The sequence below is a fragment of the Clostridium sp. LXY-7 genome (assembly GCF_056172015.1).
Genome location: NZ_JBLLJL010000001.1, coordinates 696,993 through 712,177, shown reverse-complemented (window position 1 = coordinate 712,177; position 15,185 = coordinate 696,993). Strand labels below are relative to the sequence as shown.

Annotated in this window: 14 protein-coding genes; all 14 read right to left on the bottom strand. The window is 32.2% G+C overall.

The features are described 5' to 3' along the window. Nucleotides 1-29: 29 nt before the first annotated feature. The 14 genes from ACI48Q_RS03390 to ACI48Q_RS03325 all read right to left on the bottom strand — a co-directional run bounded on the left by ACI48Q_RS03390 (nucleotide 30) and on the right by ACI48Q_RS03325 (nucleotide 15,173). Nucleotides 30-1,739 (bottom strand): adenine deaminase C-terminal domain-containing protein, encoded by a 1,710-nt coding sequence (locus ACI48Q_RS03390; RefSeq protein ID WP_474917634.1) that lies wholly within the window; start codon nucleotides 1,737-1,739, stop codon nucleotides 30-32. Nucleotides 1,740-1,765: 26 nt separating this feature from the next. Further along, nucleotides 1,766-2,821 (bottom strand): ABC transporter substrate-binding protein, encoded by a 1,056-nt coding sequence (locus ACI48Q_RS03385; protein ID WP_474917633.1) that lies wholly within the window; start codon nucleotides 2,819-2,821, stop codon nucleotides 1,766-1,768. A 33-nt stretch (nucleotides 2,822-2,854) separates the two neighbouring features. Further along, the gene (locus tag ACI48Q_RS03380; RefSeq protein ID WP_474917632.1) at nucleotides 2,855-3,886 is read right to left on the bottom strand and encodes an ABC transporter ATP-binding protein; all 1,032 of its coding nucleotides are present in this window, start codon (nucleotides 3,884-3,886) and stop codon (nucleotides 2,855-2,857) included. Between the two features lie 19 nt (nucleotides 3,887-3,905). After that, nucleotides 3,906-4,688 (bottom strand): ABC transporter permease, encoded by a 783-nt coding sequence (locus ACI48Q_RS03375; RefSeq protein WP_474917631.1) that lies wholly within the window; start codon nucleotides 4,686-4,688, stop codon nucleotides 3,906-3,908. Nucleotide 4,689: 1 nt separating this feature from the next. After that, nucleotides 4,690-5,517 (bottom strand): ABC transporter permease, encoded by an 828-nt coding sequence (locus ACI48Q_RS03370; protein ID WP_474917630.1) that lies wholly within the window; start codon nucleotides 5,515-5,517, stop codon nucleotides 4,690-4,692. Between the two features lie 266 nt (nucleotides 5,518-5,783). Further along, nucleotides 5,784-6,710, bottom strand: coding sequence for an ABC transporter permease (locus ACI48Q_RS03365; protein WP_474917629.1), 927 nt, complete (start codon nucleotides 6,708-6,710; stop codon nucleotides 5,784-5,786). Beyond that, nucleotides 6,710-7,816, bottom strand: a complete 1,107-nt coding sequence (locus ACI48Q_RS03360) for an ABC transporter permease (protein WP_474917628.1) — start codon at nucleotides 7,814-7,816, stop codon at nucleotides 6,710-6,712. Before ACI48Q_RS03360 ends, ACI48Q_RS03365 begins: the two co-directional genes overlap by 1 nt. Further along, complete coding sequence (locus tag ACI48Q_RS03355; protein ID WP_474917627.1) at nucleotides 7,813-9,345, bottom strand: ABC transporter ATP-binding protein; 1,533 nt, start codon at nucleotides 9,343-9,345, stop codon at nucleotides 7,813-7,815. Before ACI48Q_RS03355 ends, ACI48Q_RS03360 begins: the two co-directional genes overlap by 4 nt. Before the next feature lie 62 nt (nucleotides 9,346-9,407). Beyond that, a complete protein-coding gene (locus tag ACI48Q_RS03350; RefSeq protein ID WP_474917626.1) occupies nucleotides 9,408-10,523 on the bottom strand; it encodes a BMP family ABC transporter substrate-binding protein in 1,116 nt (371 codons plus the stop codon). Between the two features lie 475 nt (nucleotides 10,524-10,998). Beyond that, the gene (locus tag ACI48Q_RS03345; RefSeq protein WP_474917625.1) at nucleotides 10,999-12,021 is read right to left on the bottom strand and encodes a branched-chain amino acid aminotransferase; all 1,023 of its coding nucleotides are present in this window, start codon (nucleotides 12,019-12,021) and stop codon (nucleotides 10,999-11,001) included. Nucleotides 12,022-12,222: 201 nt separating this feature from the next. Continuing rightward, nucleotides 12,223-12,546: a thioredoxin family protein gene (locus tag ACI48Q_RS03340; RefSeq protein ID WP_474917624.1), complete on the bottom strand. Its 324-nt coding sequence runs from the start codon at nucleotides 12,544-12,546 to the stop codon at nucleotides 12,223-12,225. Between the two features lie 252 nt (nucleotides 12,547-12,798). Next, nucleotides 12,799-13,149 carry a hypothetical protein gene (locus ACI48Q_RS03335; RefSeq protein WP_474917623.1) on the bottom strand — a complete coding sequence of 117 codons (351 nt, stop codon included), beginning with the start codon at nucleotides 13,147-13,149 and terminating at the stop codon, nucleotides 12,799-12,801. A 39-nt stretch (nucleotides 13,150-13,188) separates the two neighbouring features. Continuing rightward, the gene (locus ACI48Q_RS03330) at nucleotides 13,189-14,130 is read right to left on the bottom strand and encodes an ABC transporter ATP-binding protein (RefSeq protein WP_474918328.1); all 942 of its coding nucleotides are present in this window, start codon (nucleotides 14,128-14,130) and stop codon (nucleotides 13,189-13,191) included. Nucleotides 14,131-14,153: 23 nt separating this feature from the next. After that, on the bottom strand, nucleotides 14,154-15,173 hold the full coding sequence (locus ACI48Q_RS03325) for an ABC transporter ATP-binding protein (RefSeq protein WP_474917622.1): 1,020 nt from the start codon (nucleotides 15,171-15,173) through the stop codon (nucleotides 14,154-14,156). Between the last annotated feature and the right edge of the window lie 12 nt (nucleotides 15,174-15,185).

Here is a 15,185-nt window from a genome sequence, read left to right as displayed (position 1 = left end):
TTCACCTACACTTCCTAAGTGAATATGACTTATTTAAATAACGAAACAATTTTCTGCTTTCTAACATCTATCAAACCCACATCTGTTATTTTTAATTCAGGACTCACGGGTAATGATAATGTGCTAAAGGACATAATTTCATTATTATGATTATATCCTAACATCTTCATTGCTTCTCTTACCTTTTTTAAACTACTTCCTAGTTCTTCTATAGGTTCATTACTCACTATGCCTCCAATAGATAGTGGCACTGAAGCTATTGTTTCTCCATTATTACTTACCGCATATCCACCCTGCATTTCTATAATCTTATTTGCTGCCAAAACCATGTCCTTAATATTTTTACCCATAACCATTAAATTATGATGATCGTGGGACCATGTAGTAGCTATTGCCCCTTTAGCTATTATATCTCCTGTAACTAATCCAAACGCCCTTCCCTTATTTTTCCCATAACGTTCAAATACAGCTATAAGTGCACACTCTTCTTTCTGCCACTGCACCTCACCTTCTATCACCTCTAAGCTTATTTCCCCTTCTTTAGTAAAGGTTGTATTATTACATACTTCCATAGTTCTGCATAAAACATTCTTCTCATTTGTTTTATAATTAAGCTTTAGCTGCTCCTCAGTAATTGACTCTAGTCTTATACTATTAAAAAAACTATCTGGAAAAGTAGCGTCATTATTAAAATATTCATCTTTCCATCCACTTTTTGCTTCATATACACACTGTCCATTTTTATATACTGAATCTATTGAAAAGTCTTTTATGTCATCTATTAAAATAAAATCTGCTACCTTTCCTGGAGCTATAGCTCCCCTATCTAAAAGCCCCATCCTTCTAGCTGGAGTAAATGTAGAAACATAAATAGCATCTTCTATTTTCATTCCCATTGCTACAGCTTTTTTAAGCAATAAGTTTAGATGACCTTCCATCAGTTTATCAGCCATAACATCGTCTGTTACTAAACAGAAATGCTCATATAAGCTATTTTCTATTAAAAAATCCATATTTTCTTTACTCATAGATTTATGTTGTATTTCCATAAACATTCCATTGAAAATTTTTTCTTTTATAGATTCTACAGTCTGTTGAGTATGATCTCCATCTACTCCTCTGTAAATATATAAGGCTAAATCTACTCCTGCTATTTTAGGACAATGTCCTTCTAGAGGAAAATTTCTTTTTTTTCTTCTTACGTTCTTAATTATCCTATTGATTTGTGAATGCTCATCTTCAATTAAATCTTTGAAATTCATGACTTCTCCAAGACATAATATCTTCTCATAACACAAAAGCTCACTTACCTCATCATCACTTATAGTTCCTCCTGTAGTTTCAAGGTTCTGCGATGTTGATGGTACTGAGCTCGGTATACCATAGAAAATATCCAGTTTTTCATCATTTTTTAAAAATTCTCTTATGCCTTCCACTCCAAACACATTAGCTATTTCATGGGGATCAGCCACAACTGTGGTGACCCCATGTTTTATAGCCCATTTTGAGAATTCACTTGGAGTAGTCATGGAACTTTCTATATGCATATGAATGTCTATAAGTCCTGGAACCATATATTGTCCATTTCCCTCTAACACCTTTTTAGGAAATAGCTTATCTTCATATTCCTGACCTATATATACAAACCTATGATCCTTAATAGCTACATCATCTTGAATAAATTTCTTGAAGTAACTATTATACACATAAATGTTTTTTATAATATAATCAACTACCATGACTCACCTAACCTATTCCTGAAAATTTAATTCATCATTCTATTCCACTTATCAATCCATTCAGGCATTAATGGATTAACAACACTAAAATCTATAGTTTTTGCATTATCTACCATTGGTCCATAAGTTAAATTTTTAGCTTCTTCTTCATTAAGTTTAACCTCACCATTTACTGGAGACTCTGAATAACCTTTAGCTGTTCTTGTTTGACTTTCTGTGCTTAATACATAGTTTATAAACTCATAAGCCATGTCTTTATTTTTAGAATTTTTATTTATGTTAAGGGTATTAAAGTTTAAGTAAGTTCCAGATTCAGGTATGATATATTTAACATCTGGGCTTGCTTTTACTATGTTTCCATAAGCAAAATCTGCTGCTACTGCTGCTACAATTTCTCCACTTGCGAACATGTTAGCTAAATCTGATGACTTCGAATAAGTTTTAACTACATTTGGCTTTAATGCTTCTAATTCTTTAAATGCAGCTTCTCCTTTGTCAGTGCTAACATCTACTCCTGCTTTTACTGCAGCCATATATACCATAGCTGGTCCATTAGTAGTAGTTATATCTGGTATAGCTATTTTCCCTTTTAATTCAGGCTTCCATAGATCTTCCCATGAATTTACCTCTATACCTGCTGTTGAATTTACTACTAATCCTATACTGTTTTGTGCTTGTGCTGGACCAAATCCTGCTTTTACAGTTTCTTGAGCTTTTACATTTAATTTTTCTGCATTAGCTATTTTACTATAATCCAGTTCTTCAAAAAGCCCTCCATCTATTCCCTCTTGTGCAAAAGATTCAGCTAAACAAATAATATCTACATTAGAATTAGGGTTATTTTTAAGTTTAGTTAATCTCTCTGAGTTATTTCCAGTTTCTAAAACAATTTTCACACCATGTTCTTTTTCAAAAGGTGTAAATAAATTCTCCCACATCTTATCTTCATTTAATCCAAAAGTGGAAATTACAAGTTCCTTTTTTTCTCCACCTTTAGAACCTTCATCTTTTGACCCACATCCTACTAATCCTACTACTGATAGTGCTAGTGCTAATGTTATAGCTAACGATTTTTTTAACATAAATTATTTCCCCTCTTTCACCTTAAGTTATTTTTATACTAATACCATTTTATTTTCTGGTAAGTGAAGTTTAATTGTATCTCCTTGATTGTAAATCACATCATTTTCACTATTAACGATTAAAGTTCCAATATCTGTAGTTACGTTATATTGATAAGATTTACCTAAGAATGTTCTTATTTCAACTCTACCTTCTATAAGATTATCAATCTTCTCTTCAACTATTTTAATATCTTCTGGTCTTATAGTTCCCTTAATTGAACCATTTTTTTCGCCATTGCTCACCTTAAATTCATGACCTGATGAAGTCTTATATAATCCTTTAGAAACCATTTCTAAATCTATGAAGTTTTCAAACCCTACGAATCTTGCCACAAACTCTGTAGCTGGATTTGAATATATATTCTCTGGAGTATCAAACTGCTCTATTAATCCACTATTCATTACTGCAACTCTATCGGATATAGAAAAACATTCCTCTTGGTCATGGGTTACGAATAATGTGGTTATCCCCAATTCCTGTTGAAGTTTTCTAATTTCTACCCTCATTTTAAGTCTTAACTTAGCATCTAAGTTGCTTAGCGGCTCATCTAGTAGCAATAAACTTGGCTCTATAACTAAAGCTCTTGCAATAGCAACCCTTTGTCTTTGTCCTCCTGACAACTCCTTTGGGTATCTTTTAGCTAAATGCTCCATATCTACAAGTTTTATTATTTCCTTTACTTTTTCCTTAATTTCTTCTTTAGGCAACTTTTTCATCTTTAATCCAAAGGCCACATTTTCTTCAACATTTAAGTGTGGAAATAATGCATAACTTTGAAATACTAATCCAAAGTTTCTATTATGCACTGGAATATTAGTATAGTCTTTATCCTGTAACATAAAACTTCCCTTAACTGGCTCAATAAAGCCTGCTACAACTCTAAGTGTTGTAGTCTTACCACATCCACTTGGTCCTAAAAGAGATACTAATTCCCCTTTCTTTATCTTTAAATTCAAGTTTTCTAGAATATTTATCTTTCCATCATAGGATACTGTTATATCTTTTAAGTTAATTAAATCCATATGCTTACTCCTCCAATATTTAAGCTGAAAAATTGCTTAAGCCTAAGGTTTTTTCTACTATAAACATGATTCCTATAGTTATCAACATCAATAAAACTGATAGAGCTGAAACTGTAGGATCATAATTGTATTCTACATAGCTCATCATAGTTATTGGTAAAGTACTAACCCCCGGACCTGTCAAAAATATAGATACAGGTACATTATTAAAGGAATTTATAAATGCTAACATAAATGCTGCTATTATTCCTGAGGTTATATTCGGCATAACCACTCTAAAGAATGTCATAAATTTTGTACATCCTAAACTCATGGCAGCTTCCTCAATAGAGTAATCAAAGACTTCTAAACTAGATCCAATAACTCTAATTATATAAGGTATAATTACCAAGGTATGTCCTATGAATAAGCTCATATATATAGACAGTTGTAACTTTGCTACTAAAAATTGAAATAGTGAAAATCCAACTACTATTCCTGGTATTATAAGTGGTGAAAAAAAGAAACTTTTTAGTGCTCCCTTTCCCTTAAAATTCATTCTACTTAATCCATAAGCTACTGGTACTCCAATAACTAATGCTGTCAATGTAGCTACTATAGAAATTAGAAAACTTGTGCCCATGGTCTGCATAAAAGACTTTGATTTAAAAATATTTACAAACCATTGTAAACTAAAGCCTTTAGGTGGGAACGCTATATAACTTTCTGTTCCTATACTTGTCAAAGTTATGATAATAAGTGGAGCAAATAAAAATGTATATACTAAAAACACAAACAATGTTAACATCTTATTCTTTTTCATCTTACACACCTCTCTTATCTAGCTTTCCTGCAAGATAGTTTATTCCTTTTATAACCAGCAATGTAGTCACAATCATTATACTAGCTACTACTGCTGCACCTTGCCAGTCGCCTAGAGTCATAGTCTTCTGATATATAAGCGTCGCTAATACAGTATTTTTATTTCCACCTAATAATTGAGGTGTTGTATATGCTGTTAATGAACCTGTAAACACAAGTACTGTTCCAACTATTAACCCAGGCACACTTAGAGGAAATACTACTTTTAAGAAAGCTTTAAATCTATTAGCTCCTAAGCTTTCCGCAGCTTCTAATAGATCCTTATCTATGTTCTCCATAACGCCTACAAGTGAAGTTATCATTAATGGCAAAAAAATATATATAGTTCCAACTATTATTGCTCCTTCTGTATATAAAAGAGACAGGGGTTCTTTAATTATGTTTAACTTCATAAGTAAGCTATTTATGACTCCTGTTTTTCCTAATATACTCATCCAAGCAAAAGAACGAACTACTGAATTTGTCAATATTGGAAATATAGTCATTGCCATCAATAGACCTCTAAGTTTTTTCGATGTCCTTGATATAAAATAAGCTGTGGGTACCCCAATAATCATAGAAATTAAGGAGGCTATTAGAGATACCTTTAAGGTTCTTATGAATATTTTTACCATGTATTCATCCTTAAAGAAATCCATATAATTTTTTAAACTAAAACTTCCGTCTACACTAAAAGTTGGAATTATAGTGCTTAAAAGTGGTACTATTAAAAAATATAGAACCAACACCAAGCATGGTATAAATAATATATAAGCCCATTTCTTCTTCATAGTCATTAACTCCTCTGCAAAACTGATGTATTTAATATAATTACGAACATTGTATTATGTAGTCTTTTTATAGTTCGTGTTTTATTTTAACAGCATTTTTTGTCGAAGTCAAACATTTTTATACTTTTATTTTCATAAAATTATAAATAAAACTTTTATATTGTGTATATTTCCATATATGTTAAAAGTAAAAGAACTTAAATATTACTTTTTTCAGAAAAATAATATTTAAGTTCTCACTATTCACTATATAAATTCATTTGTTATCATCGTTCTTCCCTAAAATAAGCAACTCCTAGAGACTTTGGAGGTGCATTTTTTCTAGATTTCCTTGCAGATACTAGTACCAATACAATAATTGTCACTACATAAGGCAACATTGATAGAAAATATGGGGATATTATTGACTGAGTAACTCTAAAGCCTATAATATCTAGTCCTCCAAATAAGTAGGCACCTGCCAATGCCTTGTAAGGATTCCATGATGCAAAAATAACTAATGCTACTGCAATCCATCCTCTTCCTGCAGTTATGTTTTCTTGCCATGCAGGCACATAAACTAGTGATAAATATGCTCCTCCAAGACCACATAACGCTCCACCTAATATAGTATGAATATATCTATATAGTTTAACATTAATGCTTGCTACGTCAGCAGCTGATGGATTCTCGCCTACTGCCTTTAAATTATTTCCCTTATTTGTTCTCAGTAAATATATTCCTAGCACTATAGCTATAATGTAAGACAAGTATATAAATGCATCTTGTCTAAAGAATATCTCTCCTATAAAGGGTATATCACCTAAAATTGGTATCTTAGTCGGCGTAAATATCTTTTTAATGGATTCTGGAACTATCTGTCCTACTACAGTTACTCCCCAGAGACTTGAAATCCCTGTTCCAAATATGGTAAGTGTTAATCCTGTAACTACTTGGTTTGCTCTTAATGAAACTGTTAAATAAGAAAATACTACCCCACCAAGCCCTCCTGCTACCATTGCTGAAATTAAGGCTATTGTAGCACTTTCAGTTTTAAAGCCTGCAATAAATCCAGCAACCGCCCCTAGGAGCATCATACCTTCAACACCTAAGTTTAAATTTCCTGATTTTTCAGTTATTATCTCTCCTAAAGTGGCAAATAGTAGTGGTGTTCCTGCTACCACTGCAGATGCAAAAAATGCTACCCAATCCATTATATCACCTCATCCTTACTTTCTATTTTGCGGACTTCCCCAGAATTACTCTTTTTGAGTTTATTTGTAAAAACTAGTTTATATTTTACAAAGAATTCACTACCTAATACAAAAAACAATATCAATGCCTGCATTACTGATGCTGCTGCATTAGGAATTCCAAATGCTGTCTGGATATAAGCTCCACCTTCCAGTAAAGCTGCAAATAATACCGATACTATAAGCATAATAGGAGCATTAAGATTGGATAACCAAGCCACAATTATGGCTGTATACCCCATTCCACCAGTAACTTCCACAGATAATGTGTTACTAACTGCAGATGATTGGATAACCCCTGTTAGCCCACACATTGCTCCACTTATAAATACTGCCTTAAGTATAGTTTTCTTAATATTTATCCCTGCATATTTTGCAGTGTTTTCACTTTCACCTAACACGGATATCTCATATCCCATCTTACTGTGCTTCATAGACACATAGAATATAACCACTAACACCAATGCTATTATCCATCCAATATGAACTCTAAATACTGATGGAAATATGGCATTATCCGGAAAGTTTGCTATCTTAGGAAATCCAAGCGCTTGTTTATCCTTCCATGCATCATATTGTAAGTAAGTTATGATTTTTAGTGCTACATAATTTAACATCAAGGTGGTTATGGTTTCATTAGTGTTAAAATACACCTTTAATACTCCTGAAATTAATGCCCATAATCCACCAAATATAGCACCTGAAATTATCATTAAAATTAATAACAGGGGCATTGGTAAGCTAGGAAAGTTAAGAGCAAATAGAGAAGCCCCAAAGGCTCCCATTAATATCTGACCTTCTCCTCCAATATTCCAATACTGCATTTTAAATGCTACTGACACCCCAAGCCCTGTTATCAAAAGAGGGATTACTAATATTATAGTCTGTCTTATTTTCCCAGGCGATCCAAAGGCACCCTTAATCATGTATCCATAAACTTCTACGGGGTTATGACCTAGTATTGCCATAAATATACCTGCAACTACTAATGCTAAGATTATAGCCATAATTCTTACAATAAAATTAATCTTCTTACTAACTTCACCTCTTTTAATAAATTTAATCATCTACAGCACCCCTTAACCTTATGAATATTCTCTCCCACCATCATAAGTGCCAATTTATCTTTTGTAACTTCGGCACTATCAAGTATTCCTGTGGATGTTCCTCCACTCATTACCATTATTCTATCGCACAATTCCATAAGTACATCCAAATCTTCCCCAACAAATAAAATAGCTGTACCTTTCTTCTTTTCTTCATTTATTAAATTATATATAGTATAGCAAGTATTGATATCAAGTCCCCTGACTGGATAGGCCATTACAAGAAGTCGAGGTTGTGAACTCAATTCTCTACCTAATAGAATTTTCTGAATATTACCTCCAGACAAATATTTTATTGGAAAATGAACTCCTGGAGTTTTTATTTCTAGCGTATTAACAATATCCTTAGCTTTTATTTCTACTGGCTTCCTATTAATAAATAGTCCCTTTTCATTATGGTAACTTTTTAATATAAGATTATCTACCATATCCATGGACCCTACTAATCCCATTCCCAACCTATCCTCTGGAATGAAACTCATAGATATTCCTTTCTTTATAAACTCCTTAGGATTTTTCCCCACTAAACTTTCTCCTTCAAATACTATATCCCCAGATTTTATAGGGTAAATTCCAGCTATAGCCTCACATAATTCCCTCTGTCCACATCCTGCTATACCTGCAATTCCAAGAATTTCTCCAGACCTAATATTAAAAGAAATATTTTTTACAGCTTCTACTTTTTCTTCGTTTAATATAGTTAAATTCCTTATTTCTAGCATATTTTTTCCTGATTCTATTTCTGCTCTTTCTATAGCCAAATTTATTGAACGTCCAACCATAAGCTCAGTAAGTTCTTTGGGGTTAGTATTTTTCTTATCCACTGTTCTAACAACTTCCCCTTTTCTTAACACTGTTATCCTATCACTTACTTCCATTACTTCATCCATCTTATGAGATATGAAAATAATAGCACAGCCATGTTCTTTCATCTTCTTCATTATTTCAAATAATTTTTTGGTTTCTTGAGGTGTAAACACGGCTGTAGGTTCATCCAGTATTAATATATCAGCTCCCCTATAAAGTACCTTTACTATTTCTAAATTCTGCTTTTCTCCTACTGACATATCTCCTACATATTTATTTAAATCAACTTCAAGACCCATTTTTTTGCATATATCTTTAATTTTCACCTCTACTTTATCCTTACCATGAAAAATACCTGTTGTAAAACCAAGAGTTATATTCTCCCTAGCAGTCATAGCTTCTACCAATTTAAAATGTTGATATATAGTTCCTACTCCAGCTTTAATAGCATCCTTAGGACAAGTAAAATTCATCTGTTTACCATGTATTGATATACTTCCGTTATCTGGACTATACACACCGGACAAAATATTTATCAAGGTGCTCTTACCAGCTCCATTCTCACCAAGTAAGGTATGTATCTCTCCTCCATTTACACTAAAATTCACATTATTATTTGCCACTACTTTACCAAAGATCTTTTTTATATCATTCATAGAAATATATGGTGCATCGATTTTCATATTATCCTCCTCAATCTAAAAATAGAACTGAAGGTAATATCTTCAGTTCTCCTTTATTTTCGCTAATTATTTGGTATTATTCCATCTATACCCTCTACAAACCAGTTAATATTCCAAACATCTTCATCACTCATAACTTCTCCAGCTTTAAGCTTCTCTTGTCCCTTTTGATCCTTTATAGATCCTTGAAATATCTTATTTTTACCTGACTTTATATCTTCTTTTACAGCTTCTACCTTAGCCTTGTTTTCTGATGATACTAAATCTGTTATAACTATATCAACAACCTTATCCTCGATTCCACCCCAATATTTCTCTGATTTCCATTTTCCATCTTGTATATCTTTAACTGCCTTTACATAGTAAGATCCCCAATTAAATACTGCTGAAGAAAGGTTAGCTTTTGGAGCTGTTTTACTCATATCTGTATTATATCCAGTTGCAAATGCACCTTTTTCCTCTGCCGCTTGTTGTGGTCCTGGTGTATTTTGGTGTTGTCCTATTACATCTATTCCAGCATCAAGTAATGCTTTTGCAGCCTCTTTTTCCTTTGCTGGATCATACCAAGTGCTTGTCCAATTAACCTTTACAGTTACATCAGGATTAACTGATTTTGCACCTAATGTAAATGCATTTATATTTCTTATAACCTCAGGAAATGGGAATGCACCAACAAATCCTAATTTATTTGTCTTAGTCGTTAATCCAGCTATAACACCATTTAGATATTGCATTTCATGTATTCTACCAAAATATTGCCCCATATTATCAGCTAGTTCAAAACCTGAACAATGTAGGAATTTAACTTCTGGATAATTTTTAGCTGTTGCAAGTAATCCTTCTTGGAATCCAAAGCTAACTCCAATAATTACATTACATCCCTCTTCTATCATAGTTTCAGCAGTTTTTTGAACCTCTGATTTTTCTTCCTTTACTGACTCTTTATAAACAGTTTTAACTCCAAGTTCCTTTTCTAGATATAATCTACCTTGGTCATGGACATAATTGTATCCTCCATCACTAGCTGGCCCTGAATAAAGAAATCCAACTTTAATTTCTTTTGAGGCTTCTTTGTCACCAATTGGTTTATCTCCTCCAGACGATGCCCCTCCACATCCTGTAAATATAAATGCTCCAGTGATAACCAATGTTGCAATTTTCTTTAATAACTTATTCATTTTTCCCCTTCAACCCCTTAATAAAAATATAGATTGTATTAATACTTTATTTATTTAATAAAATATTTATGTATAAATAAAATAAATATGTTTACTCAAGTTGAAATTAGCTGCATTTTTATCAATTTACTGATTACTTAGTTTAATTTTAAATTATACTATATGTAATTTCAATACTTAAATTACATTTTTTTACTTAAATTAACAACAAAATTTTACACTTTACCTTGTTAAAATAAGTGAAATCCTTTCTATACACTCATTGGTATAACTCTATACTTCCTTTATTTATATAAAATTGTCTTTTTCTCAGATATAATTAAGTTAAAGGACTGTGTTTTAAATGATTGTTGATTCTAGAACTACATATTATTAAAAATCATTTAAAATAAAATCAAATAAAAAAGTTCAGCTAGAAATTTAAACCTAGCTGAACCTTATATGAAATTATATTCTCTTTATTCTCTTTTATTTTCTATACTTCAAATATCCATCCTTCAGGTGCTTCTACATCTCCAATTTGTATTCCACATAATGTATTGTAGAGCTCTTTTGTTATAGGTCCTACTTCTGTTTCACTATGGAATACATGAAGTCCTCCTTTATATTCAATTCCTCCAATTGGAGTAATAACTGCAGCTGTACCACAAGCACCGGCTTCTTTAAATTCTGAAAGATTATCTATAAGTACATCTCTTTCTTCTACTTCCATTTTTAAGTACTCTTTTGCAAGATACATTAGTGAATATTTAGTTATACTCGGTAAAATAGACTCAGATTCTGGAGTAATAAATTTATTATCCTTAGTAATCCCGAAGAAATTTGCTGCTCCTACTTCTTCAATTTTACTATGAGTTGCTGGATCTAGATAAATACAATCAGCAAATCCTCTCTTAACTGCTATTTCATGAGGATAAAGACTTGCTGCATAATTTCCTCCTACCTTTTCAGAACCTGTACCTAATGGTGCTGCTCTATCATAGTCAGCTATCATGAAATTAACTGGTGCCATTTCCCCTTTAAAATAAGGTCCAACAGGTGAGCAGAATATACAAAACATGTATTCAGGAGCAGGTTTTACGCCTAAATTATCCCCTATCCCTATAACAAAAGGTCTTAAATATAAAGTTGCACCAGTTCCATAAGGTGGTACAAATTCATCATTAGCTCTTACCACCTGTATGCAAGCATCTATGAATTTTTCTTCTGGAATTGTAGGCATTAGCAATCGTTTACAACTTCTATTAATTCTCTTTGCATTTTCATCTACTCTAAATAATTGTACCTTTCCCTCCTTAGTTCTATAGGCTTTCAAGCCCTCAAAGCATTGCTGTCCATAATGTAATGATGTTGAAGCTTCACTAATGGTTAACTTATTATCCTCTGTAAGTATACCCTCATCCCAATTTCCATCTTTCCAAATAGAAATATAGCGGAAATTTGTCTTCATATAACTAAAACTAAGATTTTTCCAATCAATATTAACAGCTTTATTCATAATTAGCCCCCCTAAAATATATTTATATCTATATTCTATAATATTTTCCTCAATTAATCATCCCTTTATGAAAATATTTACATACATAAATATTTTATAAATTAGCTATGTTTCAATATAGTATTGATAAAGAACTACATAGTATTGCAAAAGAAGTAACTTACAGAAAATTTAGCCCTATATTGAAACATAGTCTATAAATTAAAATATCATTTCATAATATCTTTTAATCTTTCCTTCTAATTCCTCAATGCTAGCATATCTGCCCTCTCTTATGGTCTCCTTTCCATCCACATACAAAATAATTATTGGTGGCGAAAAAACATTAAAATCTGCAGCAAACTTTGATAACACCCGTCCTTCTATCTCACCTGAAATTACTTTTGGGTACTTAGTTAGTAACTGTTGAATCTTTGGTTTTAATGCCATACAAGTAGAGCAATTTTCTGACGAAAAATATAGAAGTACCATAGAATTTTTTTCAACTAACTCAAATAACTCTTGTTTTGTGTTAACTATAATCATGCAACTTACTCCTCAATTTCTTCCAATCTATTATTATTGCTATCCATAACTATGTTTTACTTCCTTTCTCTATTTATGATTTTACTATCATACTGGATTGATAAATATGCATATTATTATAAATGAATCTTTCGAAACTGCTTTCCAGTAGTAATGTGCATCTTTATCAACGCACTTAAATATCTCTATATATTCTACCATAAAAAATAAGCTTAAATACCCCTCTAATAGAGTTGTATTTAAGCTATAAGATTACCAATAATAAATAATTCTATCTATACCTATTCCAAAACATAAAAGTGTTACAGTTATAACCATTAAAACATTTTGAAATTTGATAGTTCTAAATTTTTCCTTCCATTGATCCTCGTATGCTAATGGTCTCCTTGAATCTCGTTTTAATATAAATCCAGAGCATATTAATAGTCCAAATGCTCCAATAATAAATAAAGTGTTTTTAACTGTTTCTAAAACTCCTTTAATATTATTGTGATTTACTATAAATGTTATCAGTGCAGTTAACACCATTATGAGCAAAGCTACCATTATACCTATCATAAGTGCTTTCATTATGTCTTTAAAATAATCTATAGTTCTATTCATAACACAATCCTTTTCCTATATTTAAAATATAAAATCAATCTAATATAAATGACACGCTACAAAGTGATTAGCTGATATCTCTTTAAGAATTGGCGCTTCTTCATTACATCTGGCTGTGGCATATTTGCATCTTTTAACAAATTTACATCCTAATGGAGGATTTATAGGACTAGGTACATCTCCTTCTAGCATAATTCTCTGTCTTGCTCTTTCCACCAATGGATCTGGTATAGGTATTGCAGATAATAATGCCTTAGTATATGGATGACTTGGATGTTTATATAATTCTTTACTATTGGTAAGCTCTACTATAACTCCAAGATACATAACAGCTACTCTATTAGATATATGCTTTACCATAGATAGGTCATGGGCTATAAATAAATAGGTTAATCCCATATCCCTCTGCAATTTCATTAAAAGATTTACAATTTGCGCCTGTATAGAAACATCTAATGCTGAAATTGGTTCATCACACATTATAAATTTAGGTTCTACTGCAAGTGCTCTTGCTATACCAATTCTTTGTCTTTGACCTCCTGAAAATTCATGAACAAATCTATTTGCATGTTCTTTATTTAATCCTACTAATCTCAAGAATTCATTGACTCTCTCACTTCTCTCTTTTGAATTAGAAGCTAATTTATGAATGTCTATACCCTCTGCTATTATGTCTCCTACAGTCATTCTTGGATTTAGTGATGCATATGGATCTTGGAAAATGATTTGAACCTCCTTAGAAAAGGCTTTTCTCTCTCTTCCCCTTAATTTATGAACATCCATTCCTTTATATATAACGCTTCCTTCAGTTTTTTCATACATTCCTACACAAGTTCTTCCACAAGTAGTTTTTCCACATCCTGATTCACCAACAAGCCCTACTGTTTCTCCTTCTCCTATAGAGATACTTATATCATCAACTGCTTTCAAAATTGCTTTTTTACCCACATTGAAATATTTTTTTAAACCTTTAATTTCCATTACTGCATTATTTTTTTCTTCCACTACTTAGCACCTCCTACTCCAACTGGTACTTCTAATTTGGGAGCCATAGGATGATGTAGCCAACACGCTACTGTATGCCCCTCTTCAAACTCAGATGTTGGTGGTTCTTCTCTTAAGCATATATTCATGCAGTTTTTACACCTTAATGCAAAGCCACATCCAGCTGGAGGGCATATCAAATCTGGGGGTGTTCCCTGAATAGATACTAATTCCTCTTTATCATCAGCATCTAATCTAGGTACGGCTTTAAGCAATGCCCAAGTATAGGGATGCTTAGGATTATAGAATATTTCTTTATAATTTCCTTTTTCAACTAATTTCCCTGCATACATAACAAAAATTCTATTTGCAAGATCTGCAACCACACCTAAATCATGGGTTATTAATATAACAGAAGTTCCCAATTTTTGTTGAAGATTTTTTATAATATCTATTATCTGTGCTTGTATGGTAACATCTAATGCTGTAGTAGGTTCATCTGCTATAAGTATACTAGGATTACAAGCCAATGCTATAGCTATCATAACCCTCTGTCTCATTCCCCCTGAAAATTCATGGGGATACTGATTAATTCTTTTCTCTATATTAGGTATACCTACAAGCTCTAGCATCTTCTTTGCTTCGCTTAATGCCTCATGCTTTCTCATCCCTCTATGAATTATTAAATTCTCTGCAATCTGCTTTCCTACCTTCATGGTTGGGTTTAGAGCTGTTAATGCATCTTGGAAGATCATACTGCACTCTTCACCTCTAAAGTTTTGCCATTGTTTTTCTGAAAAATTCAATATATTTTCACCTTTATAAATAACTTCGCTTCCTTCTTTTATTTCTCCTGGTGGTGATTGAATTAACCCCATTATAGCTTTAGACGTAACAGTTTTTCCACAACCTGATTCTCCAACTATAGCAATGCATTCTCCCTTATCTACATCGAAGGACATTCCCCTAACAGCTTTCACTTCTCCAGCATAGGTATAATATGATACTCTTAAATTTTTAACTTCTAATTGTTTCTCCATAACTTTCCCTCC

Excerpts from the sequence above, each read along its gene's own strand:
- ACI48Q_RS03325 (WP_474917622.1), bottom strand. The coding sequence starts at position 15,173 with ATGGAGAAACAATTAGAAGTTAAAAATTTAAGAGTATCATATTATACC.
- ACI48Q_RS03365 (WP_474917629.1), bottom strand. The coding sequence starts at position 6,710 with ATGGATTGGGTAGCATTTTTTGCATCTGCAGTGGTAGCAGGAACACCA.
- ACI48Q_RS03350 (WP_474917626.1), bottom strand. The coding sequence starts at position 10,523 with ATGAATAAGTTATTAAAGAAAATTGCAACATTGGTTATCACTGGAGCA.
- ACI48Q_RS03330 (WP_474918328.1), bottom strand. The coding sequence starts at position 14,130 with ATGGAAATTAAAGGTTTAAAAAAATATTTCAATGTGGGTAAAAAAGCA.
- ACI48Q_RS03355 (WP_474917627.1), bottom strand. The coding sequence starts at position 9,345 with ATGAAAATCGATGCACCATATATTTCTATGAATGATATAAAAAAGATC.
- ACI48Q_RS03385 (WP_474917633.1), bottom strand. The coding sequence starts at position 2,821 with ATGTTAAAAAAATCGTTAGCTATAACATTAGCACTAGCACTATCAGTA.
- ACI48Q_RS03390 (WP_474917634.1), bottom strand. The coding sequence starts at position 1,739 with ATGGTAGTTGATTATATTATAAAAAACATTTATGTGTATAATAGTTAC.
- ACI48Q_RS03345 (WP_474917625.1), bottom strand. The coding sequence starts at position 12,021 with ATGAATAAAGCTGTTAATATTGATTGGAAAAATCTTAGTTTTAGTTAT.
- ACI48Q_RS03380 (WP_474917632.1), bottom strand. The coding sequence starts at position 3,886 with ATGGATTTAATTAACTTAAAAGATATAACAGTATCCTATGATGGAAAG.
- ACI48Q_RS03370 (WP_474917630.1), bottom strand. The coding sequence starts at position 5,517 with ATGAAGAAGAAATGGGCTTATATATTATTTATACCATGCTTGGTGTTG.
- ACI48Q_RS03360 (WP_474917628.1), bottom strand. The coding sequence starts at position 7,816 with ATGATTAAATTTATTAAAAGAGGTGAAGTTAGTAAGAAGATTAATTTT.
- ACI48Q_RS03375 (WP_474917631.1), bottom strand. The coding sequence starts at position 4,688 with ATGAAAAAGAATAAGATGTTAACATTGTTTGTGTTTTTAGTATATACA.
- ACI48Q_RS03340 (WP_474917624.1), bottom strand. The coding sequence starts at position 12,546 with ATGATTATAGTTAACACAAAACAAGAGTTATTTGAGTTAGTTGAAAAA.
- ACI48Q_RS03335 (WP_474917623.1), bottom strand. The coding sequence starts at position 13,149 with ATGAATAGAACTATAGATTATTTTAAAGACATAATGAAAGCACTTATG.